This window comes from Janibacter hoylei PVAS-1 (assembly GCF_000297495.1).
GTDB classification, from domain to species: domain Bacteria; phylum Actinomycetota; class Actinomycetes; order Actinomycetales; family Dermatophilaceae; genus Janibacter; species Janibacter hoylei.
This window is the reverse complement of record NZ_ALWX01000055.1, coordinates 17,117-31,528: the sequence shown is the minus strand read 5'-3', so window position 1 is coordinate 31,528 and position 14,412 is coordinate 17,117. Positions and strand designations below refer to the sequence as shown.

General features: G+C 72.7%; 16 protein-coding genes. 11 read left to right on the top strand and 5 right to left on the bottom strand.

Annotation, left to right across the window (positions count from 1 at the left end; genetic code table 11):
- Together B277_RS11940 and B277_RS11935 are read right to left on the bottom strand one after the other, a co-directional pair.
- The coding region (locus tag B277_RS11940) for a hypothetical protein (RefSeq protein WP_007928579.1) at positions 1 to 1,334 on the bottom strand (1,334 nt) is incomplete at its 3' end.
- 121 nt (positions 1,335 to 1,455) lie between these two features.
- The gene (locus B277_RS11935) at positions 1,456 to 2,376 is read right to left on the bottom strand and encodes an NAD(P)H-dependent flavin oxidoreductase (RefSeq protein ID WP_007928578.1); all 921 of its coding nucleotides are present in this window, start codon (positions 2,374 to 2,376) and stop codon (positions 1,456 to 1,458) included.
- 38 nt (positions 2,377 to 2,414) lie between these two features.
- On the opposite strand from B277_RS11935, the gene B277_RS11930 reads away from it, so the two are divergent.
- Both B277_RS11930 and B277_RS11925 read left to right on the top strand, forming a co-directional pair.
- Positions 2,415 to 3,089 (top strand): peptidylprolyl isomerase, encoded by a 675-nt coding sequence (locus tag B277_RS11930; protein WP_007928577.1) that lies wholly within the window; start codon positions 2,415 to 2,417, stop codon positions 3,087 to 3,089.
- Positions 3,090 to 3,117: 28 nt separating this feature from the next.
- Positions 3,118 to 3,453 (top strand): MGMT family protein, encoded by a 336-nt coding sequence (locus B277_RS11925; RefSeq protein WP_007928576.1) that lies wholly within the window; start codon positions 3,118 to 3,120, stop codon positions 3,451 to 3,453.
- A gap of 21 nt (positions 3,454 to 3,474) precedes the next feature.
- Here B277_RS11925 and B277_RS11920 read toward each other — a convergent pair whose 3' ends face one another.
- Positions 3,475 to 4,983, bottom strand: coding sequence for a DHA2 family efflux MFS transporter permease subunit (locus B277_RS11920; RefSeq protein ID WP_007928575.1), 1,509 nt, complete (start codon positions 4,981 to 4,983; stop codon positions 3,475 to 3,477).
- A gap of 112 nt (positions 4,984 to 5,095) precedes the next feature.
- On the opposite strand from B277_RS11920, the gene B277_RS11915 reads away from it, so the two are divergent.
- On the top strand, positions 5,096 to 6,160 hold the full coding sequence (locus B277_RS11915; protein ID WP_007928574.1) for an XdhC family protein: 1,065 nt from the start codon (positions 5,096 to 5,098) through the stop codon (positions 6,158 to 6,160).
- Here the strand turns inward: B277_RS11915 and B277_RS11910 are convergent.
- Entirely contained in the window at positions 6,151 to 6,711 is a 561-nt protein-coding gene (locus B277_RS11910) for a nucleotidyltransferase family protein (protein WP_007928573.1), read from the bottom strand. The two genes, B277_RS11915 and B277_RS11910, sit on opposite strands and share 10 nt — an antisense overlap.
- Positions 6,712 to 7,183: 472 nt before the next feature.
- The gene (locus B277_RS11905; RefSeq protein ID WP_007928572.1) at positions 7,184 to 7,999 is read right to left on the bottom strand and encodes a hypothetical protein; all 816 of its coding nucleotides are present in this window, start codon (positions 7,997 to 7,999) and stop codon (positions 7,184 to 7,186) included.
- A gap of 158 nt (positions 8,000 to 8,157) precedes the next feature.
- Here B277_RS11905 and B277_RS11900 point away from each other — a divergent pair, with 158 nt between their 5' ends.
- From B277_RS11900 to B277_RS20000, 8 genes are all read left to right on the top strand, one after another.
- A complete protein-coding gene (locus tag B277_RS11900; protein WP_007928571.1) occupies positions 8,158 to 8,415 on the top strand; it encodes a hypothetical protein in 258 nt (85 codons plus the stop codon).
- Positions 8,412 to 9,410 carry a YncE family protein gene (locus B277_RS11895; RefSeq protein ID WP_007928570.1) on the top strand — a complete coding sequence of 333 codons (999 nt, stop codon included), beginning with the start codon at positions 8,412 to 8,414 and terminating at the stop codon, positions 9,408 to 9,410. The genes B277_RS11900 and B277_RS11895 overlap by 4 nt, the downstream gene beginning before the upstream one ends.
- A complete protein-coding gene (locus tag B277_RS11890; protein WP_007928569.1) occupies positions 9,407 to 10,291 on the top strand; it encodes a diacylglycerol/lipid kinase family protein in 885 nt (294 codons plus the stop codon). Before B277_RS11895 ends, B277_RS11890 begins: the two co-directional genes overlap by 4 nt.
- Positions 10,292 to 10,333: 42 nt before the next feature.
- Positions 10,334 to 11,092, top strand: a complete 759-nt coding sequence (locus tag B277_RS11885) for an SDR family oxidoreductase (protein ID WP_007928568.1) — start codon at positions 10,334 to 10,336, stop codon at positions 11,090 to 11,092.
- Between the two features lie 191 nt (positions 11,093 to 11,283).
- On the top strand, positions 11,284 to 11,913 hold the full coding sequence (locus B277_RS16145; protein ID WP_007928567.1) for a VOC family protein: 630 nt from the start codon (positions 11,284 to 11,286) through the stop codon (positions 11,911 to 11,913).
- A gap of 287 nt (positions 11,914 to 12,200) precedes the next feature.
- On the top strand, positions 12,201 to 12,713 hold the full coding sequence (locus B277_RS16140) for a MarR family winged helix-turn-helix transcriptional regulator (RefSeq protein ID WP_007928566.1): 513 nt from the start codon (positions 12,201 to 12,203) through the stop codon (positions 12,711 to 12,713).
- Positions 12,710 to 14,140, top strand: coding sequence for an MDR family MFS transporter (locus B277_RS11870; protein WP_338009768.1), 1,431 nt, complete (start codon positions 12,710 to 12,712; stop codon positions 14,138 to 14,140). The genes B277_RS16140 and B277_RS11870 overlap by 4 nt, the downstream gene beginning before the upstream one ends.
- Positions 14,062 to 14,379, top strand: coding sequence for a hypothetical protein (locus tag B277_RS20000; RefSeq protein ID WP_338009767.1), 318 nt, complete (start codon positions 14,062 to 14,064; stop codon positions 14,377 to 14,379). Before B277_RS11870 ends, B277_RS20000 begins: the two co-directional genes overlap by 79 nt.
- Positions 14,380 to 14,412 lie beyond the last annotated feature (33 nt).

Sequence of the window (14,412 nt, the reverse complement as noted above, 5' to 3'; positions counted from 1 at the left end):
TCGCGACGAGATCGCGCACAAGCAGGGCCGCCATGAGGCGGACGCACCGTCTCGGGGGCAAAGACCTCTACCCCGAAGCGGTGCGCGCCGCCGTAGGCCGCGCCGAGCACGGGGTTCTTCGTCACCGAGCGCGTCCACGTCGCCGGCGCGACGTTGAAGGAGACCGTCTGACCGGCGCCCTCCGCGGCGACGCCCCGCCACCGCTGCAGTCGCTTGGCGATCGTGTAGTTGGGTCCCTGCTGCGGGACGATGACATCGGCGATGCCGGGGCCCCCTTCGCCGACACCCGCGTAGGCCGGGGCGAAGAGCCGCCCGCGCCCGAGCGCCCGTACCGGGGCCTGCACCCCGCGCAGCCCCACGCCGCGCGCCGCCCAACGGCGCCGTGACTCCGCGACGACCTCCGGGGGCACGACGAAGGCATCGGTCGGGGTGGCCAGCCAGGCGAGCGCGGTCTGCGGGTCGTCGTCCGTCAGCGCACCCATGAGCAGGTCGACGGCTGCCGTGACCCGCACGTGCACCCCGGAGTCGGCGTAGGCGTGCATGCCGACCGCGAGCGGCTGCTCGCCCCGCACCCGACGCAGCCACTCGAGGACCTGCCCCGGCTGGTGGACGACGTCGGCACCGGAGTCGCCCGCGACGTCGACGGGGAAGGTCAGGGTGCCGGCGCTGCGCGTGGCCAGCCCCTTCTTGTGCCGCCAGGCGCGGCTGCGCGGCAGGTCGATCGCCAGGACGTCGGCTCCCCACGACAGCAGCGTCTCGAGCGGCCCCATCTCCGCGCCGGCGCCGATGAGCAGGGCGCGGTGGCCCGGCAGCGCGAGCCACTCGGGGTGGTCGATGACCTCGGCGACGGCCGCGGCGAAGCTCGGCTCGACGACCCCCGCGTCGACCCAGGCGGCCAGCTGCCCGCGCAGCTCGTCACCGGCGAGCTCGCGGCCACCGACCGGCACCCGCAGCTCGGCCACGGGGTCCGCGGTGCCCCGCACGCTCTCCGAGCCGAAGGGGGCGGCCCCCGGGGGCAGCGTCACGGTCGCCTCGTCGAGCGGAGACTCGTCGCCGGCTGCGTCGACGAGCACCATCCGGCGTCGCATCGAGGCGAGCCCGTCGTCAGCGATCTGCCGGGCGGCATCGGCGCTGGCCGCACTCGCCGCGGTCACGTCGCGGACGAGGTCGACATAGCCCTTGCGCCAGTCGCGCACGCCCTCGATGCGGTCGGCGAGCGCGGGGTCGACCCCGCGCACGGAGTCCGCGAGGACCCCCTTCGTCGTGGCGGTCGTCGACCGCACGCCCTCGCCGTCAGCCGGGAAGTGGACGCCGGCGGAGATCTCGTCGCTCATGACCCCATCCTGTGACGGCGGTCACGTGCGGATCAAATCCCTCAGACGTCGTCCCAGGGCGAGGTCTGCCACGAGGAGCAGGTCCGGGAGCAGACGCGGTACTTGACCCGGGCGGGCCGGCTCAGCCGCCGGGCACCAGCTGCCGCACGACGCTCGCCGCATCGGTCTCGGCGGTCAGGCGGTCGACACCCACGCCAGCGTAGAGCGGCGTGTAGTCGGTGTCGCCCCGCTCCCGACCGGCGGCGTGCTCCCCCTTCGCCGCGTCGGTCATGGCGTCCTCCTGGCCGGCCCACTGCCGGACGAAGGGGGTGGCCACCGCCCGCCCGCCGAACTCCCGCGGCCACGCGATGCCCTGGGCGACGTCGTGCACCCGCGAGTAGCGGGTGCTGTCCGCCGCGACGAGCGCTGCCCGCGCCTGCGGCGAGTTGTCGGCCTCGACACAGGTGAGGAAGGGGGTGCCGCACCACGCGCCGGCTGCCCCGGCCGACATGACCCGGGCGAGGTCCTCGGCCGTCGCGATGCCACCGGCTGCGACGACCGGGCGGTCGGTCGCGGCGAGCGCTGCGGCGAGGATCTCGTCGGTGCCCATCTCGTCACGGCCGTGGCCGCCCCCTTCGCCACCGCGAGCGACGATGACATCGGCCCGCGCGCGGATCGCCTCGTCGAGATCGGTCGCGTTGCCGACCTGGCAGGCGACGAGCAGGCCCCACTCGTGCAGCCGGCGCACCGGCTCCCGCAGCGGCCCGAAGGAGACCGAGACGAGCTTGGGCCGGGAGAGCCCGGCGAGCGCCGTCACCGCGTCGATCTGCTCGTCGAGCTCCGGCACCCAGGCCATGAGCCCGATGCCGAAGGGGGCCCCGCCCGCCCCCGCGATCGCCGCCTGCTCCGCGATCCACCCCGGTGACGCGCTGCCGCGCGCGCCGATCATGCCGAGGGCGCCGGCCGCGGAGACGGCGTGCGCGAGACGGCCGCCGGCGACGCCGGCCATCGGGGCGCTGATGATCGGGTGGGTGGTGCCGAGCAGGTCGGTGATCGCGATCATGTCCCTCATCATGCTCCGTGCGCTCCTAGACTCCGGCCATGACCCGACGTACCGCCGCTCTTGCCGCCGCCGCCCTGCTCGCCCTCACCGGGTGCGGCTCCGACTCCACCGACGGCGAGGGCGCCACCTCGTCGGGCGCGGAGACCACGGCCATCAGCGGGGAGACGGAGTGCCCGCCCGAGGACGGGGCGAAGGTGCGGGCCACGAGCTTCGAGCAGGCGCCGCCGATGTGCATCGACGAGGCCAAGACCTACACCGCGACGATGACGACTGATGCCGGTGACGTGACGATCGAGCTCGACGCGAAGCAGGCGCCCGAGACCGTCAACAACTTCGTCGTCCTCGCCCGCTACAAGTACTACGACGGCCTGACCTTCCACCGCGTCATCCAGGATTTCATGGCCCAGGGCGGCGACCCCTCGGGCAATGGCAGCGGCGGACCGGGCTACGAGTTCGACGACGAGCTGCCCCAGTCGGGCGACTACGAGGTCGGGTCCGTCGCGATGGCCAATGCCGGGCCGGACACCAACGGCTCGCAGTTCTTCATCATCACCGGCGACGCGGGCGTGCAGCTGCCGCCGAGCTACAGCCTCTTCGGCAAGGTCACCGAGGGCATGGATGCCGTCGAGGCGATCGAGGCCGATGGCTCGGTCGGCGACGGCACCCCGGCCAAGGTCCACCGCATCGAGAGCGTGACGATCAGCGAGAAGTAGGCCGAGGGCTCGAGGGGCGGGAGCGGTGGTGGACGACGTCCTCGTCGAGCGCGTGCTGCGCGCCGTCGAGCTCGTGCCGCGAGGGCGCGTCGTCTCCTACGGCGACCTCGCCGCGCTCGTCGGCACCGGCCCGCGGCAGGTCGGCGCGATCATGCGGGTCTACGGCAGCAACGTCACGTGGTGGCGGGTGACCAATGCCACCGGCGACCTGCCCTCGCACCTGCGCCAGGCGGCCTTCGTCGAGTGGGCGGTCGAGGGCATCGAGGTCAAGCCCAATGCGCTCGGCTGCCGCATCCGCGACCACCGGGCCGACCTCACCGAGCTCGCCGCCGCGTGGGAGGCGGCGGTCGCCGCTCTGGCGTGAGTGGCCGGGCCACCCGGCCACCTAGCCCCGCTGGTGACGCATCTGCTCCAGCGCGAGGGCGGCGGCGGCACCGACGACGAGCGCGGCGGCCGGCATGAGCAGTGACTCGGCGAAGGCGGAGGACAGCGCCTCGGCGACCTGCGGGGGCAGGGCTGCGGGACCGGCGGCGGCGCTCCCTTCGCCCGAGCCGAAGCGCTCGGCCGCTTGCGGGCCGAGGTGGGCGGCGATGCGCGCGGACATCAGGGCGGCGATGGCCGCGGACCCGATGACCGAGCCGACCTGGCGGGTCGTGTTGTAGATGCCCGAGCCGGCGCCGGCGAGGTGGATCGGCAGGTTGCGGTTGGCCGTCGTCGCGAGCGGGCCCCAGATGCAGGCGCCGGTCACGCCGATGAAGGTCATCGCGACGCACACGGCGACGATCGAGGAGTCGGGGGTCATCAGGCGCGAGAGCACGAAGAGGGTCACGGCGAAGCCCCCCAGCCCCAGCGCCGGCAGCACCCGCGGGTGGATCCGGTCGACGAGCTGGCCGACCGGCCGGGCGAGGGCGATCGAGGCGATCGCCTGGGGCGCCATGAGCAGGGCGGCCTCCGTGGGGGTGTAGCCGCGCACGCTCTGCAGCCACACGAGGAGGGGAAACATCATGGCCGTCACCGACAGGCCCATCGTCGTGATCGCCAGGTTGGACAACGAGAAGTTGCGGTCGCGGAAGAGCCCGAGCGGCACGAGCGGCTCGGCCGGCCCCCGCGCCTGCCACCCGACGAAGCCGACGAGGACGAGGACCCCGAGGCCGATGAGCGCGGGCACCGTGATCGGGCCGGCGAGCTGCCCCCAGTCGTTGCTCTCGCCCTCCTGCAGGCCGAAGATCACGAGGAAGAGGCCGACGGCCGACAGGCCGACGCCCACCCAGTCCATCTGGTGGGCGTGCCGCTGCAGCTGGGGCACGAGACGGGCCGCCGCGACGAAGCCGAGGATCCCCACCGGCACGTTGATGAAGAAGATCCACTCCCAGCCCCACGAGTCGAGGAGCAGGCCCCCGAGCAGCGGACCGACGAGGAAGGCGACGCCGGCGGTCGCGCCCCACAGCGCCATGGCCGAGCCGCGTCGGGCCGGCGGGAAGGTGCGGGTGATGACGGCCATCGTCTGCGGGGTCATCATCGACGCTCCGAGCCCCTGGACGACGCGGGCGCCGATGAGCCACCCGATGGTCGGCGCGAGACCGCAGGCGAGCGAGGCGAGGGTGAAGATCGCCAGGCCGGTGAGGTAGAGCCGCTTGGGTCCGTAGCGGTCGCCGAAGCGCCCCGTGATGAGCAGCGGCACCGCGTAGGCGAGCAGGTAGGCGCTCGTCACCCACAGCACCGGCTCGATGCCCGCGTCGAAGCTCTCCATGAGCGCCGGCGTCGCGATGGAGACGATCGAGACGTCGACGAGGATCATGAAGAAGCCGACGACGAGCGCCCACAGCGCTGGCCACGGGTTGTCGGGGAACTCGTCGTCGCGGAGCACGGGCGCCTGGCCCGCCTGGGTCGTCATGGGTGCGACGCTACGCCTCGGGTCGGCCAGTCCCAGCATCCTTCGTCGGGAGGCGAGCGTGGGCGCACCGGCCTAGGCTGCGCAGGCGTCACCGCCGACGAAGGGGGCGCCCGTGCACGACGTCCTCGACGACCTCGAGTCCGCCTGGCACGCCGGCCGCACCGTGGGCCTCGCGACGCTCACCGTCACGTGGCACTCCGCCCCGCGCCAGCCGGGGGCCACGATGCTCGTGGACGAGGACCGTGCCGTCGGCTCGGTGTCGGGTGGCTGCGTCGAGGGGGCCGTCTACGAGCTGGCCCGCGAGGTCGTCACCGACGGGGCCCCCACACTCACCCGCTACGGCGTGAGCGACGGTGACGTCCTCGAGGTGGGCCTGACGTGCGGCGGCACCCTCGAGCTCTTCGTCCAGCCGGTGTCGGCCACGACCTTCCCCGACCTGCCCGAAGTCGTCGCGGACATCCGCTCGGGTCGCCCGGTGGCGGTCGCCACCGTCATCGAGCACCCGGACCGCGGCCTCGTCGGGCAGCGGCTCGTCGTGCGGCCGGACGGTGACTCCCCTTCCCCGGCCCCTGAGGAGATGCTCAGCCCCCGACAGGTCGCGGCCCTCGCCGACGACGCTCGGGGGCTGCTCGCCCAGGGCCTGTCCGAGGTCCTCACCTACGGGCCCGACGGGGAGCGCCGCGGCGAGGGGATGCGCGTCTTCGTCGAGGCCTTCGCGCCGCCGCCGCGGCTCATCGTCTTCGGCGCCATCGACTTCGCCTCGGCGATGGCCGACCAGGGCCGGCTCCTCGGCTACCGGGTCACGGTGTGCGACGCCCGACCGACCTTCGCCACCGCGGCGCGGCTGCCCGGGGCTCACGAGGTCGTCGTGCGCTGGCCGCACGAGTACCTGCGCGAGGAGGCCCAGGCCGGTCGCATCGACGCGCGCACGGTCCTCACCGTCCTCACCCATGACCCGAAGTTCGACATCCCCCTCCTCGAGGTCGCCCTGCGGCTGGAGCAGGTCGCCTATGTCGGCGCGATGGGCTCGCGCCGCACGCACGACCAGCGCGTGGCGCAGCTGCGCGAGGTCGGCGTCTCCGACGACGAGATCGCCCGGCTCAGCTCGCTGCGCTGGGGCGGCGCGGGGTCACGGCTGTCGGAACGTGCCGGGCCGATCCACCACGCTCACGGCTGAGGTCGGTCGACGTCCCGGCCGGTCGCGAGGTCGCTGCACTCGACCCGCTCCGCGCCGTGACGTCGCAGGTAGTCGCCGGCACCGCTGTCGCCCGCGAGCTCGGCCACGAGTGGACCCCAGTGGTCCCGCCCGATGAGCACCGGGTGCCCCGGCGCCCCGGCGTACACCGCCCGGCGCAGGGAGCCACGCCCCACCTCTCCCCCGAGCAGCCGCTGCGCCACGACAGCCGTGACGTCGGGCAGGTCGACGAGGTGGACCAGGGCGGCATCGGCCTCATCCTCGCCGAGGACCTCCAGGCCATGACGAAGGGAGTGACCCACCCCCTTCGCCCAGTCCGGGCAGTGCGTCCAGGTGGTGCGCGGCAGGTCCAGCTCGGCCTGCTCGCCGCTCGCGCCGAGCACGACGACCGTGGCGCCACAACCCCCTTCGTCCAGGACGGACACGGCGCGGGCCAGCCACGAGGTGCCGTCGGAGTCGGTGACGAGGGCCTTGGGCCGGCCCATCCGCCGACCGGCTCCGGCCGCGAGGACGAGTCCGTGGACGAGGGTCATGCGCTCGACTGTAGGGACGCGGGCGGGGGGGTGCGCATCTCCCTAGGCAAATGCGGGTGGTGGCCCGCATTTCCCTAGGCAAATGCGGGCAGGGCTGCGCATTTGCCTAGGGAAATACGCAGTCCTTGCCCAGCGACTGAACGCAGGTTCAGCCTGCTGAACGTGAGTTCAGTCGACGATCGCACCGGGCGGGCGCGGGTGCGCGATGCCGCGCTCGCGCTCATCGCGGAGCGGGCCTCGCCCGCTGGGCTGACCAGGCGATGCGCTTCTATGCGGCCATCTTGTCCACACCCGATACAGCCGCAGACGACGGCATCGGGACCCACCCCCCTTGCGCCATCCCGCTCGGCGGATACGACGAGGTGGCCGCCTCTTGGGAGCCGCACCGCCTGGCTCACCCCACACCTGGTCGTCTCACCGGCGGCACCCTGCTCTCGGCAACGTCCCGGCCGAGCGGGTCGACGTCACGGGCTCACTCGTCGCGGCGCTCGGCGGCCTCGCCCTCACGGTCCTCGGCGTCATCGGCTTCGTCCGCCGGGACGTCCCGCACCGCTGAGCTCCCCGAGCCGGGCACGGAGGGGCCCCCTGCGGCCCTCCGTGCCCGCTCGGCGTCCTGGTGGCGTCGCCGCGAGATCTCGGCCCGGGCCAGGAGCAGACCGGCGATGACGGGGAAGACGTACTTCAGGTGGTCGAGGATCCAGACGAGCCACCCGGGCGCGGTCCAGTCCGGCCACGGGATCGCGGGCAGGTCGAGCGAGGGCCACGGGATCGACGGCAGGTCCCAGTCGGGCCACGGGATGGACGGCAGGTCCCAGTCGGGCCACGGGATCGACACGACGAGGCGGGCCGCGAGCGCGGCAAGCAGGATCGGTATGACGACCTTGCCCACCCCGGCCAGGACGTGCCGCGCGGCGTAGAGGCGCGGCTTGGCGCGCATCCGGTCCTCACGCACCGCCGCCGGGGACCCGGGCTCCGGCACGAGGTCGAGCCCCCCGACCCCGAGCTGCGCCTTGGCCTCGGCGGTCGAGCGGTCGCCGTCGAACCACGTCGCGCGCACCGGCTTGCTCAGAGTGGTGAAGCGGGCGCGCACGGCCCCGACCTCGTCGGCGAGCTCGTGCTCCTCGTCGGCCACGAGGTAGAGGTTGTCGGCCGCGGCGGACGTCGCCGTGGCCAGCTCCTCGTCGTCGACCCACCAGGTCGCGGTGTTGCTCCACCCGTCGCCGACGGAGGTCTCGACCCGGTGCCGGCGACCGTCGATGACCATCTCGTAGACCTGCGTGCCTCCCATGCCGCCAAGGCTACGAAGGCCCCCGGGGCGCGACATCGGTCGCAGGTCTGGTCCCGCGTCATCCTTTGGTAGGGCTGCGGCCGACGTCGGTGCGCCTCCCCCGCCCACGCGCCCGGCCGCCGTAGTTTGCGAGGAACCGACTGCCGAGGTGTCCTTCCGTGAAGATCAACAACGACCCGGTCTACGTGCGACGACGTCGTGTCGCCCTCGCCGTGCTCGTCATCGTCGTCATCGTCGTCGCGCTCTGCCTCGGCCGCCTCTTCGGCGGTGACAGCGCCGAGGCCGCCAAGGTCACCGCGAGCCCCACCGCGGCCCCGTCACCCTCGAGCGCACCGGCGAAGGTCGAGCAGCCCGCCCCCCGAGGAGTCACCGGCGGCGAAGGGAGCGCTCGGCGCCCCCCGCGGACACGACGATGACGAGGGTCCAGCGGATCACCGGCGAGCTGACCCCCAAGTCGGTCGTCGCCTCGCCCACGGGACAGGTCTTCGCGCAAAACATGATGTACACGCACACGGTGAGCGTCTTCGGCGCCGACGGGGCGCTGCACAAGACGATCTCCGACGAGGTCGACCTCGCCGCCTTCGGCGAGGAGGGCCACTCCGGCTCGAGCCGGGGCGCGCCCGTCGAGATGGCCTTCAGCCCCGACGGCAAGACCGCCTGGGTGAGCAACTACTCGATGTACGGCGAGGGCTTCGCGCCGGAGGGCAAGGACGCCTGCACCGGCCCCGAGGGCATCTCCGACAGCTACGTCTACAAGATCGACACCGCGACGCTCGAGATCACCGACGTCGTCCGCGTCGGTGCGGTGCCCAAGTACGTCGCCGCCACCCACGACGGCTCGCGGGTGCTCGTCACCAACTGGTGCTCGATGGACATGGACGTCATCGACACCAAGACCGCCGAGGTCACCCGCACGATCAAGCTCCCCGGCAAGCACCCGCGCGGCATCGCCGTCAGCCCGGACGACAAGGTCGCCTTCGTCGCGATCATGGGCTCCGACGAGACCGTCCGGGTCGACCTGGCGTCGGGTGAGGTGACCGACTTCGCGTCGACGGGCGACGGCCCGCGGCACCTGCTCGTCTCCCCCGACGGCAAGCACCTCTACGTCTCCAACAACGGCTCCGGCACGGTGAGCGAGGTCGACACCACGACCGGCAAGACCGTCCGCGAGGTGCAGGTCGGCTCGCAGCCGCGGTCGATGGCCATGAGCCCCGACGGCGGCGCCCTGTACGTCGGCAACTACGGCAGCAGCACGGTGAGCAAGATCCGCACCGAGGACTTCACGGTCGTCCAGACCGAGTCGACCGACGGCCTGCCGATCGGCATCACCTACGAGCCGACGAAGAAGCGCATCTGGGTCGCCAGCTACGGTGGCTCCATCGTCGTCTTCGACGACTCCCGCACCGCGTGAGGCTCGGCCTCGTCCTCAACCCCTCGAAGGGGGGCTGGGAGCGGGTCCTCGACGCCGTCACCGCGCACGCCCGGCAGTCCCGCTGGCCGGAGCCGGCCGTGCACCTCACCTCCCGCGAGGAGACCGGGCGGAGCCAGGCGGCTGCCGCGATCGCCGCCGGCGCGGAGCTGGTCGTCGTGGCCGGCGGGGACGGCACGGTGCGCGAGGTGGCCCACGGACTGGCCCGCACGGGCGTCGAGCTGGGCATCGTGCCCGCCGGCACGGCCAACCTGCTCGCGCACAACCTCGGGCTACCCCGCACCGTCCCTGCGGCCGTGCAGGTCGCGGTGGCCGGTCGGCCGCGCCCGGTGGACCTGGGTCTGGCCCGCGTCGACGACTCGGGGGACCTCCCCTTCGTCGTGCTCGCGGGGATGGGCCACGACGCGGCGACGGTCGCGGCGACCAACCCGACGCTCAAGGACCGGATCGGCTGGCCGGCGTACGTCGCACCGGCGACGGTGAGCGCGCTGCGCCGGCCGGTGCCGGTGACGGTGCGTCACGACGGCGGCGACCCGGAGCACCTGCGGGTGTGGAGCGTGCTCGCGGCCAACTGCACCCGGGTCCGCGCCGGGGTGCACATCGCGCCGGGCGGGCTGGTCGACGACGGGCTCTTCGACGTGCTCGAGGTGACCGTGCGCCGCCCCGGCCAGTGGTTGGGTGTCGCGGCGAAGGGGGTCTTCCGGCTCCCCGGTGACGTCCCGGGGCTGGCGACCCGCGCCTCGCGGGAGGTCGAGGTGGTCAGCGAGGCGCCGCTGCACGTCCAGCTCGACGGCGACGTGCTCGGCCCGGCACGCCGCCTGACGGTGCGCTGCGAGGAGCACGCGCTGCTCGTGCGGACCTGACCGCGCCGCCGCCGTCGGTCGCGCGCCCGGTACCGTCGGGCCATGACCTTCACGACCCTCATCACCGGTGCCAGCTCCGGCCTCGGCGCCGAGATGGCCCGCCAGTTCGCCGCGCTCGGCCACGACCTCGCCCTGACCGCGCGCCGCACCGACCGGCTCGACGAGCTCAAGGCGCAGATCCTCGCCGACCACCCCGGCCGCCGGGTGGAGACCTATGCCCTCGACGTCACCGACGACGACGCCGTCACCGCCGTCTTCGACCAGGCGAAGGGGGACTTCGGTCGCCTCGACCGGGTGATCGTCAACGCCGGCCTCGGCAAGGGTGCGCCCTATGGCAAGGGCAGCCACTACGCCAACCGGCAGACCATCGAGACCAATGTGCTCGGCGCCGCGATCCAGACCGAGGCCGCGATGGCGATCTTCCGCGAGCACAAGGCAGGGCACCTCGTGCTCATCGCCTCGGTCACCGCGCTGCGCGGCATGCCGAAGTCGATGACGACCTATGGCGCCTCCAAGGCCTTCCTCGCCTCCCTCGGCGAGGGCATCCGCAGCGAGCTCATGGGCAAGCCCGAGCTCGACATCGACGTGACCGTCCTCTACCCGGGCTACATCCGCTCCGAGATGAACGAGAAGGTCGAGCAGAAGACGAAGTTCATGGTCGACACCGAGACCGGCGTGCGCGCGATGGTCGTCGCCATCGAGGGCCGCAAGCCCAAGGCGCTCGTCCCGCCGAAGCCCTGGGTCGTCGTCGGCTCCGCGATGAAGGTGCTGCCGCTCTCCGTCGTTCGCAAGATGCTCTGACCCCCGGTCCCTGAGGACGCGAGCCAGCGCCGTCTCGAAGGGCCCCCGCCGAGGACGGTCCCTGAGCTGCGCGCCGACGAGACCCTCGCGGGCACGATCGAGACCTTCGACCGTCGCTGACACAGGGCGGCCGGCGACCCCCTTCGCCCAGCCGTGGTCGCCGAAGGAGCCGGCGACGGCATGATGGCCGGGTGCGCATCACCGGCTTGACCATCAGCAGCCCCGAGCCCGCCGCCACGCAGGACGCGTGGCGGCGGCTCGGCCCCGTCGACCGCGAGGTCGAGGTGGTCGAGGGGACCGGCGGCCTGACGGCCGTCACCCTCGGCGTCGACGACGTCGCGGCAACCGAGCGGCTGCTCCAGCGGCGCGGCCTCGTCGGTGACGCCAGCGGCTTCGACCTCGGCGGGCTGACCTGGCGACTCGCTCCCTTCGTCGAGGGCGAAGAGAGCACCGACCTCGTCCTCGACCACGTCGTCGTGCGCACCGGCGACGCCGAGCGTGCCGCCGCCGACCTCGGCGCACGCGTCGGTCTCGACCTCCGGCTGGACCGGCGCCTGACCGAGCACGGCTTCCGCGGGCTCTTCTTCCGGTGCGGCGACGCGGTCGTCGAGGTGGCCGCGCCGATCGAGCCGACGGGCGAACCCGACTCCTTCGGCGGCCTGGCCTGGCGGTCCGCCGACATCGAGGCCACCCGCGAGCGCCTCGTCGCCGGCGGCGTCGAGGTCTCCGAGGTGCGCACCGGCCGCAAGCCCGGCACCCGCGTGGCGACCGTCCGCGACCGCGCCCTGGGCACCCCGACCCTGCTCATCGAGCAGAGCTGAGCTTCCAGGAGGAGCGCACCGCCGGCATCGTCGCCGACCGGGAGTGCGCATTTCCCTAGGCAAATGCGGGGCGCCACTGCGGGTTTCCCCAGACAAGTGCAGCGACGACCGCGCCACGCGAGCGCGTTGGCGTCCACTCGGCCCGGCGAGCGGTCGCCCCTTCCAGGTGCCCGAGATGAACTGAGATGGCCGACCATCCCCTGTCGAGCCGATCGCCGACCGGCTTCCTCAGGAGCCGTGCACGACTTCATTTGGATGCTTGCGGCACGCAGGTATATAGTTGATGTATGCACACAACCAACCCCACCGTCGCAGTTCAGCTGCAGGAGACGCTGGGTCAGGTCTTCGGGCTCTTCTCGAAGATGATCGCCCGCCGTCAGGCGCTCGACCCCCAGGCCATGAGCCGCACCGACTACGCCCTCCTCGGCACGCTGGCGCACTGCCCCACCGAGGCCGGGATCCGCATCTCCAAGCTCGCCGAGTCCCTCGGCCACGACCTGTCGACGATCAGCCGACGGGTGAGCCACCTCGAGACGCACGGGCTCCTCGAGCGCCTGCCCGACCCCAGTGACGGGCGCGCCTCCACGGTGCGCCTGAGCGGGACGGCCTCCAGACGCTCCTCGACGAGCGCAGCGCCCGCACCGGCCTCCTCGGCCGGGTGCTCGCCGACTGGCCGGAGGAGGACCTCGTCGACCTCGACCGTCTCCTCACCCGGCTCGCCGCAGATCTTGCCGCCGACGCGCAGTCGGCGACGCACCCCCCCTTCGCCCCTCCAGACCTCCGGAAGGACCGCCTCGTGAGCACCACCACGGCATCCGCCCCCTACACGATGAGCACGGAGAACAAGCGCGTCTTCGCCGGCCTCATGCTCGGCATGCTCGTCGCCTCTGTCAGCCAGACCATCGTCGGCCCCGCCCTGCCCCGGATCGTCTCCGAGCTCGGCGGCATGGACCACTACAGCTGGGTCGCCACCGCGGCCATGCTCGTCTCCGCCGTCACCGTGCCGATCGTCGGCAAGTTCTCCGACCTCTACGGCCGCCGCGCCTTCTACCTCGGCGGCATCGTCGTCTTCATGATCGGCTCGATCATCGCCGGCTTTTCGCAGAGCTTCTGGATGCTCGTCGCCGGCCGCGCCGTGCAGGGCCTCGGCATGGGCACGCTCATGCCGCTGTCGCAGACGATCATCGGCGACATCATCCCGCCGCGACAGCGCGGCAAGTACCAGGGCCTCATGGGCGCGGTCTTCGGCGTCACCTCGGTCGCCGGCCCGCTCCTCGGCGGCGTCATCACCGACCACCTCGGCTGGCGCTGGCTCTTCTTCGTGTCGCTGCCCATCGGCCTGATCGCGCTCTTCTTCATCGCGCGCTTCCTCCACGTGCCGCACACCCCGCGCAAGGCCCCCATCGACTACCTCGGCATCACGACCCTCTCGACCGGTCTCGTCGCCCTGCTGCTCGCCGTCTCCTTCGGCGGCTCCAGCTGGGCCTGGGGGTCCGGTGAGTCCATCGGCCTCTTCGCCCTGAGCGTCGTCGCCCTCACCGCCTTCGTCGTCATCGAGCGCAAGGCTGTCGAGCCGGTGCTGCCGCTGCGCCTCTTTGCCAACCGCACGATCAGCCTGAGCCTGGTGTCCGCCTTCGGCGTCGCGATCGTCATGTTCGGCGCGATCATCTACATCCCGGTCTTCGCCCAGGGCGTCATCGGGGTCAACGCGACGAACTCCGGCCTGATCCTCATGCCGCTCATGCTCGGCTTCATCATCTGCGGCATCCTCACCGGGATGCTCATCACCCGCACGGGCAGGTACCTGCCTTCATGCTCACGGGCATCGCGATCATGGCGGTCGGCGTCTTCCTGCTCACCCGCCTCGACCACACCGCCACGAGCCTGCAGCTCACCGAGGCGATGGTCGTCCTCGGCGTCGGCCTCGGCATGGCGATGCAGCAGTACACCCTCGTCGTGCAAAACGTGGTCTCCCGCGCCGACATGGGCGTCGCCACCGCGTCCACCCAGTTCTTCCGCAACGTCGGCTCGACCGTCGGCATCGCGATCTTCGGTGCGGTCATGTCCAGCGGTCTGCAGGAAAAGATCGCCTCGCACCTGCCCGGCGGCATGCCCGCGCAGGCCGGCGGTCACATGGACGCCGGGGCGGTGCTCGACCCGAGCGCCCTGGCCAAGCTGCCCCCGGCTGTCGCCGACGCCGTCCGCTGGGGCCTGGCCGACAAGCTGACCGACGCCTTCGCGCTCGGCCTGCCGATCCTCGCCGTCGTCTTCGTCGCGACGCTCTTCATCCCCAACACCCCGCTGCGCGAGTCCAACGACGACCACCCGGTCGAGGACGCCGGCCAGCAGGTGCTCGACGCCTACGCGTCGGAGTCCGGTGAGGGCGACCACCGCACCGCGGGCGAAGGGGGCGACTCCGTCAGCGGGTCGGCCGCATCGGACCTGACCGGAGCGCGCCGGGGCTGAGACCCCCTTCGACCGACAGCGGCCCCACCTCGC